At 71.8% G+C, this 17,652-nt stretch carries 13 protein-coding genes; 11 read left to right on the top strand and 2 right to left on the bottom strand.

Features of this window, described 5'->3' with window-relative positions:
• Positions 1–49: 49 nt before the first annotated feature.
• The 11 genes from M1D46_RS03810 to glgB all read left to right on the top strand — a co-directional run bounded on the left by M1D46_RS03810 (position 50) and on the right by glgB (position 13,876).
• The gene (locus tag M1D46_RS03810; RefSeq protein WP_456286663.1) at positions 50–1,783 is read left to right on the top strand and encodes a dihydroxyacetone kinase family protein; all 1,734 of its coding nucleotides are present in this window, start codon (positions 50–52) and stop codon (positions 1,781–1,783) included.
• A gap of 25 nt (positions 1,784–1,808) precedes the next feature.
• A complete protein-coding gene (locus M1D46_RS03815) occupies positions 1,809–2,264 on the top strand; it encodes a ribose-5-phosphate isomerase (protein WP_374727757.1) in 456 nt (151 codons plus the stop codon).
• Positions 2,265–2,267: 3 nt separating this feature from the next.
• A complete protein-coding gene (locus M1D46_RS03820) occupies positions 2,268–3,062 on the top strand; it encodes a triose-phosphate isomerase family protein (RefSeq protein WP_456286664.1) in 795 nt (264 codons plus the stop codon).
• 19 nt (positions 3,063–3,081) lie between these two features.
• Positions 3,082–3,792 (top strand): GntR family transcriptional regulator, encoded by a 711-nt coding sequence (locus M1D46_RS03825; RefSeq protein ID WP_271173405.1) that lies wholly within the window; start codon positions 3,082–3,084, stop codon positions 3,790–3,792.
• A 154-nt stretch (positions 3,793–3,946) separates the two neighbouring features.
• Positions 3,947–4,903 carry a sugar phosphate isomerase/epimerase family protein gene (locus tag M1D46_RS03830; RefSeq protein WP_456286665.1) on the top strand — a complete coding sequence of 319 codons (957 nt, stop codon included), beginning with the start codon at positions 3,947–3,949 and terminating at the stop codon, positions 4,901–4,903.
• Between the two features lie 29 nt (positions 4,904–4,932).
• Complete coding sequence (locus M1D46_RS03835; protein ID WP_456285254.1) at positions 4,933–5,877, top strand: 3-hydroxyacyl-CoA dehydrogenase family protein; 945 nt, start codon at positions 4,933–4,935, stop codon at positions 5,875–5,877.
• Positions 5,874–6,641 (top strand): SDR family NAD(P)-dependent oxidoreductase, encoded by a 768-nt coding sequence (locus M1D46_RS03840; protein ID WP_271173408.1) that lies wholly within the window; start codon positions 5,874–5,876, stop codon positions 6,639–6,641. Before M1D46_RS03835 ends, M1D46_RS03840 begins: the two co-directional genes overlap by 4 nt.
• Before the next feature lie 175 nt (positions 6,642–6,816).
• A complete protein-coding gene (locus M1D46_RS03845) occupies positions 6,817–8,175 on the top strand; it encodes an MFS transporter (RefSeq protein ID WP_456286666.1) in 1,359 nt (452 codons plus the stop codon).
• Positions 8,176–8,185: 10 nt separating this feature from the next.
• Positions 8,186–9,532, top strand: a complete 1,347-nt coding sequence (locus M1D46_RS03850; RefSeq protein ID WP_456286667.1) for a four-carbon acid sugar kinase family protein — start codon at positions 8,186–8,188, stop codon at positions 9,530–9,532.
• Between the two features lie 94 nt (positions 9,533–9,626).
• Positions 9,627–11,657 (top strand): maltotransferase domain-containing protein, encoded by a 2,031-nt coding sequence (locus M1D46_RS03855; RefSeq protein ID WP_456286668.1) that lies wholly within the window; start codon positions 9,627–9,629, stop codon positions 11,655–11,657.
• Positions 11,654–13,876: a 1,4-alpha-glucan branching protein GlgB gene (gene glgB, locus M1D46_RS03860; protein WP_456286669.1), complete on the top strand. Its 2,223-nt coding sequence runs from the start codon at positions 11,654–11,656 to the stop codon at positions 13,874–13,876. Before M1D46_RS03855 ends, glgB begins: the two co-directional genes overlap by 4 nt.
• Before the next feature lie 311 nt (positions 13,877–14,187).
• Here glgB and M1D46_RS03865 read toward each other — a convergent pair whose 3' ends face one another.
• Together M1D46_RS03865 and M1D46_RS03870 are read right to left on the bottom strand one after the other, a co-directional pair.
• Positions 14,188–15,873, bottom strand: coding sequence for a glycoside hydrolase family 13 protein (locus M1D46_RS03865; protein WP_271173412.1), 1,686 nt, complete (start codon positions 15,871–15,873; stop codon positions 14,188–14,190).
• 58 nt (positions 15,874–15,931) lie between these two features.
• The gene (locus M1D46_RS03870) at positions 15,932–17,605 is read right to left on the bottom strand and encodes a glycoside hydrolase family 13 protein (protein ID WP_456286670.1); all 1,674 of its coding nucleotides are present in this window, start codon (positions 17,603–17,605) and stop codon (positions 15,932–15,934) included.
• Between the last annotated feature and the right edge of the window lie 47 nt (positions 17,606–17,652).

The following is a 17,652-nucleotide window of genomic DNA, read 5'->3' on the forward strand; positions in this document are numbered from 1 at the left end:
TAGGATCGTGCTCGACCACGGATGACGACGTCCACGAGGAGGCGGCGCGATGACGCGACTGTTCAACGACCCTGCGGCGTTCGCCGACGAGATGACCGAGGGCTTCGCCGATGCGGCCGCGCGCTGGGTGCAGCGCGTGCCGGGCGGCGTGGTCCGCGCCACGGCGGCCGATGAGCCGACCGTCGCGCTCGTCGTCGGCGGCGGCAGCGGCCACTATCCGGCCTTCGGCGGCCTGGTCGGGCCCGGCCTGGCGCACGGAGCGGCCATGGGCAACCTGTTCGCCTCGCCCTCGGCGCAGCAGGTGTACTCGGTGGCCAAGGCCGCCGATCAGGGCCGCGGCGTCCTGCTGTCGTACGGCAACTACGCCGGCGACGTGCTGCACTTCACGCAGGCGCAGGACCGCCTGAACGCCGAGGGGCACGACGTGCGCACGGTGCTCGTGACCGACGACGTCTGGAGCGCCCCGGCCGATCAGCAGGAGAAGCGCCGCGGCATCGCCGGCGACCTCGTCGTGTTCAAGATCGCGGGCGCCGCGGCCGAGGCCGGCATGGACCTCGACGACGTCGAGCGCCTCGCCCGGCACGCCAACGCCCGCACGCGCTCGTTCGGCGTCGCGTTCGGCGGGTGCACGATGCCGGGGGCCGACGCCCCGCTCTTCGAGGTGCCGAAGGGGCGGATGGCCGTGGGCCTCGGCATCCACGGCGAGCCCGGGATCGACGAGGTGGACATCCCGACGGCCGAGGGCCTGGCCGAGATGTTCGTCGCGAAGCTGCTCGAGGAGCTGCCCGACGGCGTGACCGTCGCCGGGTCGCGCGTGGTGCCGCTCCTGAACGGCCTCGGAAGCGTGAAGAGCGAGGAGCTCTTCGTCGTCTACCGCACCGTGCACCGCCTGCTCGACGACGCGGGCGCGACCGTGGTCGAACCCGAGGTCGGCGAGCTCTGCACGAGCTTCGACATGGCGGGCTGCTCGCTCACCCTGCTGTGGCTGGACGACGAGCTCGAGCGCCTGTGGGCCGCGCCCGCCGACAGCCACGGGTACCGGAAGGGAGCGGTCGCCCCGCAGCGTCGCGTCGAGGTCCACGTCGACGAGGAGGATGCGCAGCTGCCGATCGGCCCCGCGTCCGAGGCCTCGCGGGCCCTGGGCGACATGATCGCGAGCGCCCTCGCCGACGTCGCGCAGGCCCTGGACGACGCCGCCGACGAGCTCGGCCGCATCGATCGGGTGGCCGGCGACGGCGACCACGGCATCGGCATGCAGCGCGGCTCGCATGCTGCTCGCGACGCCGGTCGCCGCGCGAGCGAGGCCGGCGCCGGCGCCCAGACGGTGCTCGCGCATGCCGCCGAGGCCTGGAGCGACAAGGCGGGCGGGACCTCGGGGGCGATCTGGGCCGAGATCCTGAAGACCGTCGGCACGGCCCTGACCGACGACGAGGCCGTCACCGCGCAGCGGGTCGCCGACGGCGTGCGCGCGGCGAGTGACGCCGTGCGGGCATTCGGCAAGGCCGAGGTGGGCGACAAGACGATGGTCGACGCCATCGTGCCCTTCGCCGAGACGCTGAGCGCCGAGGTCGCCGCCGGCCGCCGCCTCGGCGACGCATGGGCTGCCGCGACCGATGCCGCCGAGGCGGCTGCCCGGTCGACCGCCGACCTCGTCGCGACGCTGGGCCGCGCTCGCTCGCACGGCGAGAAGTCGATCGGCACGCCCGACCCGGGCGCGGTGTCGTTCGCGCTCGTCTGCCGCACCGTCCACCGCGCCTTCGTCGACGCACCCGCGACGACGTGATCCCCACGAGACCGAAGGAGTGACCATGGCCCTGCGCCTCATCGTCGGCTGCGACGACGCCGGCTACCAGTACAAGGAGATCCTCAAGGGAGACCTCGAGGCGAGCGACCTCGTCGAGAGCGTCGCCGACGTCGGCGTCGACGCCGACGGGCACACGTCCTACCCCCGGATCGCGATCGAGGCGGCCGAGCGCATCGCGCGCGGCGAAGCCGACCGGGCCATCCTGATCTGCGGCACGGGGCTCGGTGTCGCGATCGCCGCCAATAAGGTCAAGGGCATCCGCGCCGTGACCGCGCACGACTCGTTCTCGGTCGAGCGCTCGATCCTGTCGAACAACGCGCAGGTGCTCTGCATGGGCCAGCGCGTGGTGGGCATCGAGCTGGCGCGCCGTCTCGCCGCGGAGTGGCTGACGTACACGTTCGACCCGTCCAGCGCGTCGAACGACAAGGTCAACGACATCTGCGCGTACGAGGGCGACTGAACCGTGGCGCGCTTCGTCGTCGGCGCGAGCCTCAAGGCCTACTTCGGGCGCGAGCGCACGATGACCTGGGCCCGCGCCGTGGATGAGCTGAGCCGAGCGCATCCCGCGGTGCGCTCCGGGGCGATCGAGCCGTTCGCGATCCCGGGCTTCCTGTCGATCGCGGAGGTCGCGGCGGTCGCCGCCGACGGGCCGCTGCGCGTCGGCGCGCAGGACGCGCACTGGGACGACGGCGCGTTCACGGGGGAGGTGTCGCCGCGGCAGCTCGCCGAGTTCGAGGTGAGCCTCGTCGAGGTCGGCCATGCCGAGCGGCGTCGCCACTTCGGCGAGACCGACGAGACCGTCGCGCGGAAGACGGACGCCATCCTCGCCGCGGGGTTGACGCCGCTCGTGTGCGTCGGGGAGGAGAGCGAGGGGTCGCCGCAGGATGCGGCGCGTGCGGCCGTGCGGCAGCTCCGGGCGTCGCTCGCCCCCGCGCTCGCCGCAGGACGCGACGGGCGGGTGCTCGTGGCATACGAGCCGGTCTGGGCGATCGGAGCGCCGGAGCCGGCGCCCGACGGGCACATCCGCGTCGTGTGCGCGGAGCTGCGCGCGGCGCTGCGGGTGATGGGGATGGCCGCCGATTCGGCCGTCCTCTACGGCGGCAGCGCCGGGCCGGGGCTGCTCTCGCGCATCGGCGCGGCCGTCGACGGGCTCTTCCTCGGTCGCTTCGCACATGATCCCGAGGCGTTCGGCCGTATTCTCGACGAAGCGGGATCCCTCGCCCAGAGCGACGGGGTCCGGCGGCCGGGAACGGAGTGAGCGCCGAGGAGGAGCACGCGTGAGCAGTCTGCCGCTGGGACGCGTCGTCGAGATCGAGCGGCGCGGTCTGCGAGACCGTGTCTACGATCTCATCCTCGAGATGCTGCTGACCGGCGAGGTCGAGCCGGGTGCGCGCCTGTCGATCGACTCGATGGCCCGCCTTCTCGACGTGTCGCCGACGCCCGTGCGGGAGGCGATGGTCCAGCTGGAGCGCACCGGCCTCGTGACCCGCGAGGCGCTGCGCGGCTACCGCGTGGCTCCTCCGCTCGCGCCCGAGGAGCTCGAGCAGCTGTTCGACGCGCGCCTGGTCATCGAGACGGCCGCTGCCGGGGGCGCCGTCAGGGGAGGCGCCGCCGCGGTGACCGCACTCCGCGCAGCGCACGCGGGGCACGTCGACGCGGCCGAGGCGGTCATCGCCGCCCACGACGACGCGGGCGTGCCGCTCGAGGTGACGAAGGCCTATTTCGCCGCGGACGGCGAGTTCCATCGGCAGCTGTTCCTCGCGAACGGGAATCACTACCTGCTGGAGATGCACGACGGGCTCGGCGCCCTGACGCATCGGATGCGCCAGGCCGTCATGGGCGGGCCCGACGACGTCCGCGAGGCGGTCGCCGAGCACGAGACGATCCTCGACGCGGTCGAGCGCGGCGACGCCGAGGCGGCCGTCGCCTGCATGCGCGCGCACCTCGAGAAGGTGCGGGCGCGCTCCCTGCGCGACACCGACCGCTGATCCCGCGCGCACGGTCGCGCAGCCGCCGCGTCTGACGGCGGGGTCTCCGCTGATCCCTCGGATCCCCGGATCCGCCCTTGACGCGTCCTAGCAAAGATCCTATAGGATCGATGATGCGCCGCCGATGGCGCGAGAACGCAACGGAGCACACCACATGGCGACTGCATACGAGTACACCCGCGAGGGATGGCCGATCGCGACCTGCCTGCACGGATTCCCCACGGTGGGGCGCGACGGCACGGCCCTGCACGACGCGGCCCCCGAGGTGTGGGACGACATGTTCGAGCAGATCGAGGAGGTCGGCTTCGACCTCGCCGAGCTCGCCGACAGTCACGTGCGCCCCGCCGATCTCGAGGCGAGCCGCCGCGACGAGCTCCTCGCGATCGCCCGATCGCACGGCGTGCGCATCCCCAGCGTGCACCTGCAGCGCCGGAGCGTGATCTGGCCGGGGCGCGAGGACGAGAACCTCGCGTACGCCCACCGCACGATCGACGCCGCGGCCGAGTGGGGCATGGACGTCTTCTCGACCGGCCTCCACCAGCCCTTCAGCGAGACCCAGCGGGATGCGCTGTGGTTCTGGACCGCGCAGGGCCCGAAGGACCCGGATGACCCGGAGGTCTGGAAGGCGGCCGTGTCGCGTCTGCGGGAGCTGGGCCGGCACGCGGCCGAGGTCGGCCTGCAGATGTCGCTCGAGATGTACGAGGACACCTACGTCGGCACAGCCGACAGCGCCGTCCGGCTCATCGAGGACATCGGCCTCGACAACGTCGGCATCAATCCCGACATCGCGAACCTCATCCGCCTGCATCGCCCCATCGAGGACTGGCGCGAGATGTTCGCCAAGACGCTTCCGTACACGAACTACTGGCACGTCAAGAACTACACGCGCGACGAGGCGGGCGACGGATCGTGGGCCACGTCGGTCCCGACGAGCATGGAGCTCGGCCTCATCAACTACCGCCAGGTCGTGCGCGAGGCCATCAACGAGATCGGCTTCCGCGGCATCTTCCTCATGGAGCAGTACGGCGGCGACTCGCTCGGCGTCTGCGCCACGAACGCGCGGTACCTCCGCACCCTCATCCCCCGCAACATCAAGGAGCGTCAGCAGTGACCACCATCGCCATCGTCGGATCGGGCTACATGGGCGGCGGCATCGCCCAGGTGCTCGCGCTCGCCGGCTACGACGTCCGCATCGCCGACGTCTCGGCGGAGATCGCCGCCGCCAACCTCGAGCGCCTCCTCACCGAGGCCGGGCAGTTCGTCGCAGACGGACTGTTCCCGGCGGACGCCGTCGAGCGGATCCAGGCGCGCCTCACGGCCGCCGCATCCATCGAGGAGGCCGTGGCGGGCGCCGACCTCATCGAGGAGGCCGTGCCCGAGAAGATCGAGATCAAGCACGCCACCCTGTCCCGCATCTCCGCCGCGGCCCGGCCCGACGCCGTCATCGGATCCAACACGTCGACGATCCTGATCGCGTCGCTCGCGACCGCCGTGGAGCATCCCGAGCGCTTCCTCGGGGTGCACTTCTCGAACCCCGCTCCGTTCATCCCGGGTGTCGAGATCATCCCCCACGAGGGCACCGACGAGGCCATCCTGCCGTTCGTCGAGGAGGTCGTGCGGGCCACGGGCAAGCAGACCGCGCGCGTGAAGGACTCGACGGGCTTCGTGCTCAACCGCCTCCAGTACGCGCTGTTCGCCGAGGCGTCGCAGCTCGTCGAGGAGGGCGTCGCGTCGGCCTCCGACGTCGACACGATCGTGCGCACGACGTTCGGCTTCCGCCTTCCGTTCTTCGGCCCGTTCGCAATCGCCGACATGGCCGGGCTCGACGTCTACGCCTTCTGCTACGAGTCGCTGCAGACCCGGTGGCCCGAGCGCTTCGCCACCCCGGCCGCCCTGCAGGAGCTCGTCGACGCCGGCAAGCTCGGCACGAAGTCGGGCGGGGGATTCCTCGACGTCCCCGCCGAGCGCACGCCTGAGCTGGTGGCCTACCGCAACAGGGCGTACGTCGCGATGCAGAAGCTGCTCGACGAGCTGGGCCCCGCCCCGATCGAACCCGCGGCGCAGGCCTCGGAGGTCGTCCGATGAGCGCGTTCCCGGCAGAGCGCACCGTGATCCTGACCGGCGCGGCGTCGCCGCGCGGCATCGGCCGCGCCACGGCGCACTACCTCGCCGAGCGGGGCTGGAGCATCGGCATCATCGACCTCGACGAGGCGGCCGCGCAGGGCGTCGCCGACGAGATCGCCGAGCAGCACGGCGTCACGGCCGCGGGAGCCGGGGCCGACGTCGCCGACGAGGCGCAGGTGCGCGCCGCCTTCGATGCGCTCGAGCCGCGGCTGCCGACGCTCGTCGCGCTCGTGAACCTCGCGGGCGTCTCGTCGCCGGATCCGTACCTCGAGGTCACGCCCGAGGAGTGGAACCGCGTCATCGCGATCAACCTCAACGGCGTGCACTACGCCACACGGCGGGCCGCGGAGACGATGACCGCGAACGGGCTCGGCCGCATCGTGAGCATGTCGTCGATCTCGGCACAGCGCGGCGGCGGCACGTTCTCGAAGACCGCGTACTCCGCGGCCAAGGCCGGGGTCATCGGCTTCACCCGATCGGTCGCGCGCGAGCTCGGGCGTCTCGGCGTGACCGTGAACGCGATCGCCCCTGGCCCCATCGACACCGACATCATGGGCGGCACCCTCACCGAGGAGCGGAAGACGGCCATGGCCGCCGACGGCGTGCTGCCCCGCATCGGCTCCCCTCGCGACATCGCCGCGGGCGTCGCCTACCTGATCAGCGAAGACGCCGGCTATGTGACGGGCCAGACCCTGAACATCGACGGCGGCACCTACATGCACTGAGGAGCCCTCCATGACCACCGGCAGCTGGAGCAAGTCCCGCCTGGCGTTCCTCGCCCTCGGCATCGTCCTCGTCGGCATCGGGATCTGGCAGATCCTCGCGGTCTGACCCGCACCGACAACCTCGACCCGACACCCCTCAACCCGTCCGTAGCCATGCTCGAAGGAGAGTCCATCTATGGCTGACACCGCCACCCTGAGGACGGAGCCGCTCGCCAGCGCCGTCCGCAAGGCGACCCGGCACCTCATGCCGATGCTCGTCATCCTGTACTTCGTCGCGTTCCTCGACCGCACCAACGTCGGCTTCGCCGAGGCCGCGCTGCAGACCGACCGCGGCATCTCCGCGGGAGCGTTCGCGCTCGGCGCCGGCATCTTCTTCATCGGCTACGCGATCTTCGAGATCCCGTCGAACCTCGCGCTCAAGAGGTTCGGCGCCCGCTGGTGGCTCGCGCGGATCGCGATCACGTGGGGCCTCGTCGCGGCGGCGTTCGCGTTCACGACGAACGACACGATGTTCATCATCCTGCGGTTCCTGCTCGGCGTCACCGAGGCCGGGCTCTTCCCCGGCGTCATCATGTTCCTGGCCGAGTGGTTCCCGAACAAGGTGCGCGTGCGCATGTTCGCGATCTTCTACCTCGCTCAGCCGTTCTCGCAGATGCTCGGCGCACCGCTCTCCGGCGGCCTGATCAGCTTCGGCGACCAGTACACGCCGTGGGCGGGCTGGCAGGTGATGTTCTTCAGCGAGGGCATGCTCGCGGTCATCGCCGGCGTGGCGGCGATCTTCCTGCTCATCGACACACCGCAGAAGGCCAAGTGGCTGACCGACGACGAGAAGCGCGCCCTGATCGACGTCATGGCGCGTGAGGACGCCGTGCGCCAGGAGGACGGCCCGACCGGCATCTGGCGCGCGATGGCCAACTGGAAGGTCTGGTACTTCACGGTCATCTACTTCTGCCTGCAGATCGCGGTCTACGGCACCACCTTCTACCTGCCGCAGCAGGTGGCCGGGCTCCTGGGCCAGGACGTCGGATGGCAGGTCGGCCTCGTCACGGCGATCCCGTGGCTCGTGGGCCTGTTCGCCTGCTACTACTTCGGCAACAAGGCCGACACGGTGAGGCGCCGTCGTAACTGGGGCGCCACGTTCTATGTCCTCACGGGGGCGTTCATCGTCGGATCCGCGTGGGCGGGGGCGACGGACCAGCCGCTCCTCGGCATCCTCTTCATCACCGTCGCGGTCGCGAGCTTCCTCTCGGTGGGCCCGATCACGTGGTCCTTCCCGACGGCGTTCCTCACCGGCACCGCGGCCGCGGCCGGCATCGGCCTCATCAACTCCCTCGGCAACCTCGGCGGCTTCGTCGCCCCGCTCATGCGCACGGCCTTCAACGAGGCGATGCCGACCGAGAGCGGCGCCTGGGGCGTGGTCTCGCTCGGGGTGTTCGCGTTCCTCGCGGCCGCCATGATGCTCGGCACGCGCTTCTTCCGCGCGAAGGCCGACGACCTGCTCGACGACGCGCCCGCGCAGACCCCGGCCCACTGAGGAGGACCCCATGCCCCGCCCTGTCATCGTCCTCGACGACGACCCCACCGGCACGCAGACGATCCGCGGCGTCCCCGTCCTGACGCGGACGGACCCCGACGATCTGCGGTGGGCCTTCGGTCAGGGCGGGGAGGGGTTCTTCATCCTCACCAACACCCGCAGCCTCGGACCCGCCGAGGCCGCGGAGCGGGTGGCCCGCGTGGCCGCCGCCGTTCGCGGAGTCGCGGCCGAGCTCGGCATCGATCCCGTGTTCATGGCGCGCGGCGACTCGACCCTGCGCGGGCACTTCCCGCTCGAGACCGACGTGCTCGCGGCCTCCGAGCCGCGGCCCGTCGACGCCGTGCTGCTCGTCCCCGCCTACATCGACGCCGGGCGCATCACGGTCGACGGCGTGCACCTCGTCGTCGGCTCCGACGGCACGCGCACGCCCGTCGGCGAGACCGAGTTCGCGCGCGACGCGACCTTCGGCTTCCGCGAGTCGGCGCTGCCGCGCTGGGTCGAGGAGCAGACGGGCGGGCGCGTGCGCGCATCCGACGTCGCGCAGATCCGCCTGTCCGACATCCGCGAGGGCGGGCCGGATCGCGTGCGCGCCATCCTCGACGAGGCGCGGGACGGGCGGGTCGTGGCCATCGACGCCGAGCACGACGACGACCTGCGCGTCGTGGCGGAGGCGGTGCAGCGCGCGGAGGCGGATGGCCGGAGGCTCGTCTACCGGTCGGGGCCGTCCTTCGTGCGGGCGCGGCTCGGCCAGCGCGCGAGCAGCCCCGTGGCGGACCACGAGCTCGCGGCACCGGAGGGCGGCGCACCAGGCGGGCTCGTGGTGGTCGGCTCGCACGTCGCGATGACGACCCGCCAGCTCGAACGGCTGCGCGCGGACCGCGAGCTGCCGATCGTCGAGCTCGACGCGGCGCGCCCGTCGGACGCCGCGCACCGGCGTGCCCTCGCCGACGCGATCGTCGCGGCGCTCGAGCGCGGCACGGTCGTCTTCCGGACCAGCCGCGCCCTGCGGCGCGGCGACGACGCCGAGGGCAGCCTCGCGATCGCCCGCGAGGTGAGCGCCGCGGTCGTCGACGTCGTGCGCGAGGTGCTCGCGCGCCGCCAGCCCGCCTTCCTCGTCGCGAAGGGAGGCATCACGTCGTCCGACGTCGCGACCGAGGCGCTCGGGATGAGCCGCGCCGAGGTCGTGGGCACGGTGCTGCCCGGCATCGTCTCCGTGTGGCGCCCCGTCGACGGCCGCGCGCCGGGGCTGCCCTACGTCGTGTTCGCCGGCAACGTCGGCGGCGACGACGGCCTCGTGCACGTCGTCGACCGCCTCGAGCAGGCGACCGCGCGGACCGGCCGCCGCTCCGCGGGCTGAGCGGCGCACTCTACCGTGTCGATCGAACGCGATCGGGAACTCTCCGGACACCGTCGACACGCGCGGGAACGCGGGTAGTCGCCGGGTGCTCCGGATGGCTAGGTTGGGTGCCATGGTCGGACGCATTCCCGTGATCGACGTCCATCCGCTCATCGAGGGCGGCGAGCTGCCGGCGAAGGCGACTCGGGGCGAGCCCCTTCCCGTGCGCGCGACGGTCTTCCGCGAAGGCCATGACCGTCTCGGCGCCGAGGTGGTGCTGATCGATCCGGATGGCGCCCGGCGCCCGCCGGTGCGCATGCGCGAGATCGCGAAGGGCACCGACCGCTACGAGGCGTGGGTCACCCCCGACGTCGAGGGCGCGTGGACCTTCGAGGTGCACGGATGGTCCGACCCGCTCGCGACGTGGGAGCACGCGGCGAGCGTGAAGATCGCCGCCGGCGTCGACGTCGACCTCATGTTCCTCGAGGGGCGGCTGCTGCTCGAGCGCATCGACGCGGCGGCGCTGTCGGCCGCCGAGCGCGAGGTGCTGCAGGGCGCGCTCGAGGCCGCGACGGATGCGTCGCGGCCGGCGGAGGCGCGGATGGCCCAGCTCGCGAGCGACGAGGTCGTCGCGCTGTTCCGCGCGCATCCGCTTCGCGACCTGCTGACGGTCGCGGGGCCCTACCCGCTGTACGCCGACCGTCCGCGCGCGCTGTTCGGCAGCTGGTACGAGTTCTTCCCCCGCTCCGAGGGCGCGAAGGTCGACCGGAAGACCGGCAAGGTCGTCAGCGGCACGTTCAAGACCGCGGCCAAGCGCCTTCCCGCGGTGGCCGCGATGGGCTTCGACGTGCTGTATCTGCCGCCCATCCATCCGATCGGCGAGATCAACCGCAAGGGGCCGAACAACACGCTCACCCCGGGGCCGGACGACGTCGGATCGCCGTGGGCGATCGGCTCGAAGGACGGCGGGCACGACGCCATCCACCCCGATCTCGGGACCTTCGCCGACTTCGACGCGTTCGTGAAGAAGGCGAACAAGCTCGGCCTCGAGGTCGCGCTCGACCTCGCGCTCCAGGCTGCCCCCGACCATCCGTGGGTGAAGGAGCATCCGGAGTTCTTCACGACGCGGGCCGACGGGTCGATCGCGTACGCGGAGAACCCGCCCAAGAAGTACCAGGACATCTACCCGATCAACTTCGACAACGACTTCGACGGCATCTACGCCGAGGTGCTGCGCGTCGTCCGGCTGTGGATGAGTCACGGCGTGCGGATCTTCCGCGTGGACAACCCGCACACGAAGACCGTGCAGTTCTGGGAGAAGCTCCTCGGCGAGATCCGCCGCACCGACCCCGACGTGCTCTTCCTCTCGGAGGCGTTCACGCGCCCCGCGATGATGCACACGCTCGGTGCGGTCGGCTTCCATCAGTCGTACACGTACTTCACGTGGCGCACCGCGAAGGGCGAGATCGAGGACTACCTGCGCGAGGTCGCGACCGAGAGCGACCACCTCATGCGGCCGAACTTCTTCGTGAACACCCCCGACATCCTCCACGGGTTCCTCCAGTACGGCGGCCCCGCGGCGTTCCGCCTGCGGGCGGCGCTCGCCGCGACGGGCTCGCCCTCGTGGGGCGTGTACGCGGGCTACGAGCTCTTCGAGCACGTCGCGGTCAAGCCCGGCAGCGAGGAGTACCTCGACAGCGAGAAGTACCAGATCCGCATCCGCGACTGGGAGGGCGCGGAGCGCGAGGGGCGCACGCTCGCGCCGTACCTCACGCGGCTCAACGAGATCCGTCGGGCGCACCCCGCCCTCCAGCAGCTGCGCAGCCTCGTCATCCACTGGACGGACGATGACCACGTGCTCTGCTTCTCGAAGTCCGATCGCCAGGGCGACACGGTCATCGTCGTCATCAACCTCGATCCGCACGGGACGCGCGAGACGATGGTCCACCTCGACCTCGCGGCGGCCGGCCTCCCCGAGGTGTTCGCCGTCCGCGACGAGATCACCGGCAGCGAGTGGACGTGGGGGCGCGACGCGTACGTGCGGCTCGACCCCGGCCACGAGGTGGCCCACATCCTCGCCGTGCGCGACCCGCACGCCGAGCCGGCGCCGAGCCCCGCCGCCGACATCCCGAGGGGAGCGTCATGACCGCGTCATCGCCATCCGTCCTGCCCATCGATCCGGCGATCCTCGCGCAGATCGCCCACGGCGAGCACGGCGATCCGCACGCCGTCCTCGGGCCGCACCCGCACGACGGCGGCGTCACGGTCCGGGTGCTGAAGCCGCTCGCGAAGTCGGTCACGGTGCGCTATCGCCTGCCCGCGCCGACGCGCAAGAACCCCGACGGATGGGCCGCGGTCGACCTCGCGCACGAGCACGAGGGCGTCTGGGCCGGGGTGCTGCCCGTGGCCGACGTCCCGGCTTATCGGCTCGAGGTCGCCTACGAGGGGTCGGAGCCGATCGAGCGCGACGACCCGTACCGGTTCCTGCCGACGCTCGGCGAGGTCGACCTCCACCTCATCGGCGAGGGGCGGCACGAGCAGCTGTGGACCGTGCTCGGCGCGCACGTGCATCGCTACGACGGCCTGGGCGTCGCGCCCGACGTCACGGGCACGGCGTTCGCGGTCTGGGCGCCGCGCGCCCGCGCCGTGCGGCTCAAGGCCGACTTCAACAGCTGGGATGGGCGCGAGCACCCGATGCGCCAGCTCGGCAGCTCGGGCATCTGGGAGCTGTTCGTGCCGGACGTCGGCAGCGGCACGACCTACAAATACGTCATCCTCGGCGCCGACGGCGTGTGGCGCGAGAAGGCCGACCCGATGGCCGCATGGGCCGAGGTGCCGCCGCAGACCGCGTCGCGGGTGTTCGACTCGGCGTACGAGTGGGGTGACGACGAGTGGATGGCGGCGCGCGCGTCGCGCGGCCAGGTCGACGCGCCGATGTCGATCTACGAGATGCACCTCGCCTCCTGGCGCCGCGACCGGTCGTACGCGCAGCTGGCGGACGAGCTCGTGCCGTACCTCTCCGACCTCGGTTTCACGCACGTCGAGCTCATGCCGGTCATGCAGCATCCGTTCGGCGGATCGTGGGGCTACCACGTGACGGGCTACTACGCGCCCGACAGCCGGTTCGGCGATCCCGACGGCCTGCGCCTGCTCATCGACCGCCTGCACCAGGCGGGCATCGGGGTCATCCTCGACTGGGTGCCCGGCCACTTCGCGACCGACCCCTGGGCGCTCGTCCAGTTCGACGGCGCACCCCTCTACGAGGACCCGAACCCCCAGCGCGGATGGCACAAGGAGTGGGGATCGCACATCTTCGACTTCGGGCGCCGCGAGGTGCGGAACTTCCTCTACGGCAACGCGCTGTACTGGCTCGAGGAGTTCCACGCCGACGGGCTCCGGGTCGACGGCGTGGCATCGATGCTCTACCTCGACTACGCGCGCGAGCCGGGGGAGTGGACCCCGAACATCCACGGCGGCCACGAGAACCTCGAGGCCGTGCAATTCCTGCAGGAGCTGAACGCGACCGCCTACAAGCGCGTGCCGGGCATCTCGATGATCGCCGAGGAGTCGACCGCGTGGCCCGGCGTCACACAGCCGACGAGCGCGGGCGGCCTCGGATTCGGCTTCAAGTGGAACATGGGATGGATGCACGACACGCTGCAGTACCTGCAGCGCGACCCCATCCACCGCGCGTACCACCACGGCGAGATGACCTTCTCGCTGGTCTACGCGTGGAGCGAGAACTACGTCCTGCCGCTGTCGCACGACGAGGTCGTGCACGGCAAGGGCTCGCTGCTGCGCAAGATGCCCGGCGACCGCTGGCGCCAGCTCGCGACGCTGCGCGCGTACTACGCGTTCATGTGGGCCCACCCCGGCAAGCAGATGCTCTTCATGGGCTCGGAGTTCGGCCAGGAGGCGGAGTGGGCCGAGTCGCGCGAGCTCGACTGGTGGCTGCTCGACCACCCCGAGCACCGCGGGCTGCGTGACGCGCTGCGCGACATCAACGCGCGGTACCGCGAGTCGCCCGCGATCTGGCGATCCGACGCCGACCCCGGCTCGTTCGCGTGGGTCGAGGCCGACGATGCGGCGGGGAACGTGTTCGCGTTCGTGCGCCGCAGCGGGGACGACGAGATCCTCTCGGCGACGAACTTCGCGGCCATGCCGCACCACGGCTACCGCCTCGGCTTCCCGGGCGCCGGGGAGTGGGAGGAGTGCCTCAACACCGACGCCGAGGCCTACGGCGGCTCGGGCGTGGGCAACCTCGGCGCGGTCACGGCGGTCGCCGGTGAGCACAAGGGCTGGCCCACGCACGCGGAGGTCGTGCTGCCGCCGCTGTCGACGGTGTGGTTCCGGCGCAAGCGCTGACGCGGGGTCGGCCGGGGCGGGCGTGTCTCGGTCGCCGTGGGTTTGGGCCGGGTATTCCCGCGTGTCGTGAGACATGGTGTGCCCGGTGGGGTGGGCGTGTCTCAACTGCCGTCGGTATGGGTGGGGTATTCCCGCGTGTCGTGAGACATGGTGTGCCCGGTGGGGTGGGCGTGTCTCAACCGCGGTGGGAATGGGCGGGGTATTCCCGCGTGGGGTGAGACATGCACACCCGCGGCCACGCAAGCGTGTCTCACTCGTCGCGGGTATCCGGAGGCGGAACCCGCGACGAGTGAGACACGTGGGGGGCGGCGTCAGCCGCGCTGGAGCCAGACCGTCGTCGCGCCGGGGAGCTCGTCGCCCTCGAGCGGCCAGCTCGAGAGGAGCACCTCGCCCTCAGGCAGCGGAACCGGGGTGTCGCCGAAGTTCGTGACGCTCGTCCAGCCGCCCGGGCGCGAGAACGCCAGCACGTCGCCCGTGGTGAGTTTCTCATCCCACGTCAGCGCCTCCGCCGCCTGGAGCTCGTGCCGCAGGCGGAGCGCCTCGCGGTAGAGGTTCAGCGTCGACGCGGGGTCGTCGTCCTGCGCCTCGACCGAGACCTCGGCGAACCAGGCCGGCTGGGGCAGGTGCGCGCCGTTCGGGCCGAAGCCGAACGACGAGCCGCTCGTCGTCCAGGGCAGCGGCACGCGGCATCCGTCGCGGCCCACCTCGACGCCCTTGTTGCGGAAGAACGACGGGTCCTGCCGCGCCTCGTCGGGGATGTCGCCGACCTCGTGCAGACCGAGCTCCTCGCCCTGATACAGGTACGCCGAGCCGGGAAGCGCGAACTCGAGCAGCGTCGCCGCGCGTGCACGGCGCACGCCGAGCTCGCGGTCGAGCTCCTCCTCGGGGGCGCCGCGGAGCAGCCAGTCCTTGCTGGGGATGGCCATGATCTCCGACGTCTCGACCTTCTCGGTCGGCGTCGGCAGGCCGTATCGGGTCGCGTGCCGGACGACGTCGTGGTTCGAGAACACCCACGTCGTCGACGAGCCCGACGCCGCCGACAGGGCGAGGTTCTCGGCGATGATCGTCCGGAACTGCGCGGCGTCGAAGTCGGCCTGCAGCAGGTCGAAGTTGAACGCCTGGCCGAGCCCCTCGGCGCTCGCGTACCGCGGGCGGCGCGACGTCTCGACCCACGCCTCCGCGACGGCGATGCGTGGCGGGTCGTACTCGTCGAAGACCTTCCGCCAGTCGGCGTAGATGTCGTGCACCTCGTCGCGGTCCCACAGGGGGTGCTGACCGGGCTCGGTGATCGCCTTCATCTCCTCCTTGGAGGGCAGCTCATCGGGGAGGTGCTTGGCGAGGCCGTGCGCGACGTCGACGCGGAACCCGTCGACACCCCGGTCGGCCCAGAAGCGCAGCGTCGTGCGGAAGTCGGCGCGGACCTCCTCGTTGTCCCAGTTGAGGTCGGGCTGCTCCTTCGCGAAGAGGTGCAGGTACCACTGCCCGTCCTCGACGCGCGTCCACGACGGGCCGCCGAAGATGCTCTCCCAGTCGGCGGGCGGCAGCTCGCCGTTCTCGCCGCGTCCGTCGCGGAAGATGTAGCGGTCGCGCGCGGGCGACCCCTTGGGCGAGCGCAGCGCCTCCTGGAACCACGCGTGGCGGTCGGAGGAGTGGTTCGGGACGAGGTCGACGATGAGGCGGATGCCCGCGGCATGGAGCTCGCGGACCATCTCGTCGAACTCCTCGAGAGTCCCGATCTTCGGGTCGACGTCGCGGTAGTCGTCGACGTCGTAGCCGCCGTCGGCGAGGGCCGACGGATAGAACGGGCTGAGCCACACCGCATCGATCCCGAGGGCGCGCAGGTACGGGATGCGCGAGATGATGCCGCGCAGGTCGCCGATGCCGTCGCCGTTCGCGTCCGCGAAGGAGCGGGGGTAGATCTGGTACACGGCGGCCTGGCGCCACCAGTCGGCCTCGCCGAGGAGGGTGGGTTCGGATGTCGCGGTGAGCGTGGTCAAGGGATGTCTCTCCTCAATGCGGTGCGGATGGCGGGTCGTGCGGTGTGCGGATGGCGGGTCATGCGCGGGTCAGCCAGGCTGTCGCCGCGCCGGGGAGGAGGTCGCCGTCGAGCGGTGCGCTCGCGAGGACGACCTCCCCGTCGGGAAGGGCGACGGGAGCGTCGCCGAAGTTGGTCACGCTCACCCACCCGCCGGGGCGGGAGAAGGCGAGCACATCGTCTCGTCCGTGCTCATCGTGCCATGCGAGCGTCTCGTCCGACTGGAGCTCGCGGCGCAGTCTCAGGGCCGCGCGGTACAGGCTGAGGGTCGAGGCGGGATCGCCCTCCTGCGCCTCGACGGAGACGTCGCCGAACCAGGCCGGCTGCGGCAGATGCGCGCCGTCGGAGCCGAACCCGAACGACGAGCCCGACCGTGCCCAGGGGAGCGGCACGCGGCATCCGTCGCGCCCGAGCCCGTCGTAGCTCCAGGTCGGCTGTCCGACGGACCGGTGGTACGCGGGATCCTGCCGCTGCTCGGCGGGGATGTCGCCGACCTCGTGCAGCCCGAGCTCCTCGCCCTGATAGAGGTACGCGCTGCCGGGGAGGGCGAGCAGGAAGAGCGTGGCGGCGCGCGCACGACGCAGCCCGAGCGCGAGGTCGACGCCGTCGGCTGGCGCGCCCGCGAGCATCCACTCGACGCCCTGCTTGACGCGGCGTCCGTTCAGCGGAGGCAGGCCGTAGCGCGTCGCGTGGCGCGTCACGTCGTGGTTCGAGAGGACCCACGTCGACGACGAGCCCGTGGCCGCGGACTGCGCGAGGTTGTCGGCGACGATGCGGCGGAAGGCGCCGGCGTCGAAGTCGGCCGTGAGCAGATCGAAGTTGAACGCCTGGCCGAGGCCGGCGGGGGAGGCGTAGCGCGCGCGGCGCGCGGGCGAGTCGACCCACGCCTCGGCGACCGCGGTGCGCGGCGGGTCGTACTCGTCGAAGACCGCGCGCCACTGCGCATAGACCTCGTGCACCTCGTCGCGGTCGAGCAGCGGATGGCGCCCCGAATCGCGGTCGAGGGCGTCGAGCTCCGCCTGCGAGGGCAGCGGATCGGCGAGCTCCTTCACGAGCAGGTGCGCGACGTCGATGCGGAAGCCGTCGACGCCGCGATCCGACCAGAAGCGCAGCGTCGTGAGGAAGTCCTCGCGCACCTCCGCGTTGTCCCAGTTGAAGTCGGGCTGCTCCCTCGCGAACGTGTGGAGGTACCACTGGCCGTCGCCGACCGGCTCCCATGCGGATCCGCCGAACACCGACGGCCAGTCGGCGGGCGGGAGCTCGCCGTTCTCGCCGAGACCGTCGCGGAAGATGTAACGGTCGCGCGCAGGCGAGCCCTTCGGCGCCGCCAGGGCCTCGCGGAACCACGCGTGCTGGTCGGACGAGTGGTTCGGCACGATGTCGACGACGACGCGGATGCCGGCCTCGTGCAGCGCGGCGACCATCTCGTCGAACTCGGCGAGCGTGCCGATGCGCGGGTCGACGTCGCGGTAGTCGGCCACGTCGTATCCGCCGTCGGCGAGCGCCGACGGATAGAACGGGCTCAGCCACACGGCGTCGACCCCGAGCGCGCGGAGATACGGCACGCGCGAGATGATGCCGCGGAGGTCGCCGATCCCGTCGCCGTTCGCGTCGGCGAACGACCGCGGGTAGATCTGGTAGACGACGGCCTGGCGCCACCAGTCGGCGCCGGCGGGCGCGATCTGCTCTGACATGACGTGGGATCCCCCCTGGGAGCAAGGGGCGGATGAGCGGGCGCGGC

The organism is Microbacterium sp. JZ70 (assembly GCF_053903225.1).

What these genes read in the sequence shown, in the direction of transcription:
- M1D46_RS03850 (WP_456286667.1), top strand. Translation starts at nt 8,186, where the DNA reads ATGCCCCGCCCTGTCATCGTCCTCGACGACGACCCCACCGGCACGCAG.
- M1D46_RS03855 (WP_456286668.1), top strand. Translation starts at nt 9,627, where the DNA reads ATGGCTAGGTTGGGTGCCATGGTCGGACGCATTCCCGTGATCGACGTC.
- M1D46_RS03830 (WP_456286665.1), top strand. Translation starts at nt 3,947, where the DNA reads ATGGCGACTGCATACGAGTACACCCGCGAGGGATGGCCGATCGCGACC.
- M1D46_RS03870 (WP_456286670.1), bottom strand. Translation starts at nt 17,605, where the DNA reads ATGTCAGAGCAGATCGCGCCCGCCGGCGCCGACTGGTGGCGCCAGGCC.
- M1D46_RS03815 (WP_374727757.1), top strand. Translation starts at nt 1,809, where the DNA reads ATGGCCCTGCGCCTCATCGTCGGCTGCGACGACGCCGGCTACCAGTAC.
- M1D46_RS03835 (WP_456285254.1), top strand. Translation starts at nt 4,933, where the DNA reads ATGGGCGGCGGCATCGCCCAGGTGCTCGCGCTCGCCGGCTACGACGTC.
- glgB (WP_456286669.1), top strand. Translation starts at nt 11,654, where the DNA reads ATGACCGCGTCATCGCCATCCGTCCTGCCCATCGATCCGGCGATCCTC.
- M1D46_RS03845 (WP_456286666.1), top strand. Translation starts at nt 6,817, where the DNA reads ATGGCTGACACCGCCACCCTGAGGACGGAGCCGCTCGCCAGCGCCGTC.
- M1D46_RS03840 (WP_271173408.1), top strand. Translation starts at nt 5,874, where the DNA reads ATGAGCGCGTTCCCGGCAGAGCGCACCGTGATCCTGACCGGCGCGGCG.
- M1D46_RS03810 (WP_456286663.1), top strand. Translation starts at nt 50, where the DNA reads ATGACGCGACTGTTCAACGACCCTGCGGCGTTCGCCGACGAGATGACC.